Origin of the sequence: Hydrocoleum sp. CS-953 (assembly GCF_002260545.1) — a bacterium.
Classification (GTDB): domain Bacteria; phylum Cyanobacteriota; class Cyanobacteriia; order Cyanobacteriales; family Microcoleaceae; genus Trichodesmium.
Genome location: NZ_LGSU01000419.1, coordinates 1 through 3,056, shown reverse-complemented (window position 1 = coordinate 3,056; position 3,056 = coordinate 1). Strand labels below are relative to the sequence as shown.

The following is a 3,056-nucleotide window of genomic DNA, read 5'->3' as shown; positions in this document are numbered from 1 at the left end:
CATAATTAAAGAATACTGACAACAACAATTTAACTTCTATACGTCGCCAATCAGACTGCGCAACTATTGCGCCTTATGACTTCTGGCTTAAGACTTTTGGCTTCAGTTATCTTAGCTTAACGGAATAAACCATAATCCCCTAAGATAAGTTAGTTTAATTTGACAAAAAAAGGATTTGATTATGGAAGCATTACCTGAAACACTACAACGTTTGAAAGGACAAGTAGCAATAATCACAGGAGCATCCAGAGGAATTGGCCGGGCGGCAGCCTTAGCATTGGCAATGGAAGGGGCAAATGTAGTTGTTAACTATGCTAAGTCAAGTGGCGCTGCGGTGGAAGTAGTGGCAGAAATAGTTGCTGCGGGTGGTAGTGGGATGGCACTACAAGCAGATGTTTCTAAAGCTGAGGAAGTGGATAACCTTGTCAAAGAAGTTATGGAAAAGTGGAGTCGCATCGATATCCTAGTTAACAATGCTGGTATTACCCGCGATACTCTACTATTGCGGATGAAACCTGATGACTGGCAGTCAGTAATAGACTTAAATTTGACTGGGGTATTTCTTTGTACTCGTGCCGTGAGTAAAATTATGCTNCAGATGTTTCTAAAGCTGAGGAAGTGGATAACCTTGTCAAAGAAGTTATGGAAAAGTGGAGTCGCATCGATATCCTAGTTAACAATGCTGGTATTACCCGCGATACTCTACTATTGCGGATGAAACCTGATGACTGGCAGTCAGTAATAGACTTAAATTTGACTGGGGTATTTCTTTGTACTCGTGCCGTGAGTAAAATTATGCTCAAACAAAAAAGTGGGCGTATTATTAATGTTGCTTCGGTGACTGGACAAATGGGTAATCCTGGTCAAGCTAATTATAGTGCAGCTAAAGCAGGAGTAATTGGTTTTACTAAAACTGTAGCAAAAGAGTTAGCTAATCGTGGTATTACTGCAAATGCTGTCGCACCTGGGTTTATTGCTACTGATATGACAAAAGACTTAAAAAATTCTGAGGAAATTGTCAAGTTTATTCCTCTAGGTCGTTATGGTACACCAGAAGAAGTAGCGGGTATGATTAGGTTTTTAGCTGCTGATGATGCAGCAAATTATATTACAGGTCAAGTGTTTAATGTGGATGGGGGAATGGTGATGGCGTAATTAATAATGGATAATGGATAATTGATAATTGATNCAAAAGACTTAAAAAATTCTGAGGAAATTGTCAAGTTTATTCCTCTAGGTCGTTATGGTACACCAGAAGAAGTAGCGGGTATGATTAGGTTTTTAGCTGCTGATGATGCAGCAAATTATATTACAGGTCAAGTGTTTAATGTGGATGGGGGAATGGTGATGGCGTAATTAATAATGGATAATGGATAATTGATAATTGATAATTGATAATTAGGGTCTTGGGAAGTTTGGGAAGTAATGACTTTCTCTGTGATTATCATTTTTCCTAACTACTCCCTACCTCAACCAAAAAACTTTTTCAGGAAACTCCATTTATACACTACTACCGAATTTATAGCAATCCTCAATAGGTTTAGGGCTTACAAAAATATGAAAATATATACCACCTGTAGGGGTGAATACCATTCGCCCCTACTAGATATAGCGCTTCTGTGTAAGTCGTGTGTGTAATATTTTTCGTAGGGGTTTGGTTTCTAAATCCTATTCGCGCTTGGGTTTGGAGAGCAAACCCCTAGAGTTTTTTTCACAAATCATTTAGGATTTGTATATTACCTCAAAAAATTGATGAAACCAAAGATTTATTCTATACCTTTAAGACAACTTGCTTCTGGTGATTTTATGTCATTACAAGTTTATAAATTCACCGGAAATCAAACAGGAAAAAAAGCTTATATTCAGGCAAATTTGCATGGAGCTGAGATTAGTGGTAATGCTGTTATTCATCACTTAATAGAATTTTTAATGACTTTAGATAATAGTCAATTAACAGGAGAAATATTGTTAGTACCTGTGTGTAATCCCGAAGGAGTTAATGCGCGATCGCATCAATTTTCTTCAGGTAGATATGACAGCTATAATGGTAAAGATTGGAACCGGATATTTTGGGATTATGAAAAGGAAGATGTAGATATCGAAGCTTTTGCTAAAAGTCAAATTAATTTAACAGAAACTGAAATAAAAAATAACTATCGTCAACAAATTTTAGCTAGTTTTAATCAGCAGTTAGAAAAAATTAATTCTCCTAGTAGTACACCTTTCTATAAACAATATAGATATCAACTTCAATCATTATGTTTAGATGCAGACTATGTGATAGATTTACATAGTTCAACTAATCAAAGTGTAGATTATCTTTATTGCTTTCATGGTAGGGAAGAAAGTGCTAAGTCATTTCTTTTAGATTATGGAATGTTAATGGGTGAAGGTGAATATGATGGAGATGCTTTTGATGAGGCATTTTTGAAACCTTGGTTAGCTTTAGAAAGGAATTTAAAAAGGTTAGGAAAACCAATTCAATTTGATATAGAATCATGGACATTAGAATTAGGTTCAGGAATGAAAATGAATCCTGAATCAGTAGCAAAAGGGATTCGGGGATTGAAAAATTATTTAGCTAATAAAAAATTCTTAGAGATTCCGGAATTTCCCTTGAATAAAACAGAAGATAATCAAATAGTTTTTACTCCTAAAAAAGAGATGAAAAGTTATTATGCTCCTGTAGGTGGCATGATTCAAAATCGAGTCGAGCCTGGTACAGTTGTTAAACAAAATCAGCGTATTTATCAGGTATTAAATTTTAACAAAAATCAAGACTTACCAAAAGTTGTAGATGTCTTTGCAGAAACAGATGGTTTAATTTTAGATAATTCAACAAACCATTCTGTAAATCAAGGAGATTTTGTATTAGACATTATATGGGAAAAACCGTAGGGGTTTAGTCTCTAAACCCTCATAAATATTTGTGCAAAACTCCAAATCAACCATTGGATAAATTTGATAAACTATCCCGAAAAATTCTATGGCTTTGGGTCTGAAAACCCTCATAAATATTGATGTAAAACTCCAAATCAACCATTGGATAAATTTGA

At 35.2% G+C, this 3,056-nt stretch carries 3 protein-coding genes and 1 pseudogene; all 4 read left to right on the top strand.

The window, feature by feature from the left end:
- Positions 1-181: 181 nt before the first annotated feature.
- Positions 182-594 (top strand): annotated as a pseudogene (locus AFK68_RS04115) (SDR family NAD(P)-dependent oxidoreductase); the annotation flags it as partial.
- A gap of 1 nt (position 595) precedes the next feature.
- On the top strand, positions 596-1,155 hold a 560-nt coding region (locus AFK68_RS04110; RefSeq protein WP_143437499.1), incomplete at its 5' end, for a beta-ketoacyl-ACP reductase.
- 60 nt (positions 1,156-1,215) lie between these two features.
- Positions 1,216-1,356 carry an SDR family oxidoreductase gene (locus AFK68_RS04105; protein WP_371357225.1) on the top strand — a complete coding sequence of 47 codons (141 nt, stop codon included), beginning with the start codon at positions 1,216-1,218 and terminating at the stop codon, positions 1,354-1,356.
- Between the two features lie 396 nt (positions 1,357-1,752).
- Positions 1,753-2,898: a succinylglutamate desuccinylase/aspartoacylase family protein gene (locus AFK68_RS04100; protein ID WP_094671705.1), complete on the top strand. Its 1,146-nt coding sequence runs from the start codon at positions 1,753-1,755 to the stop codon at positions 2,896-2,898.
- Positions 2,899-3,056: the final 158 nt, after the last annotated feature.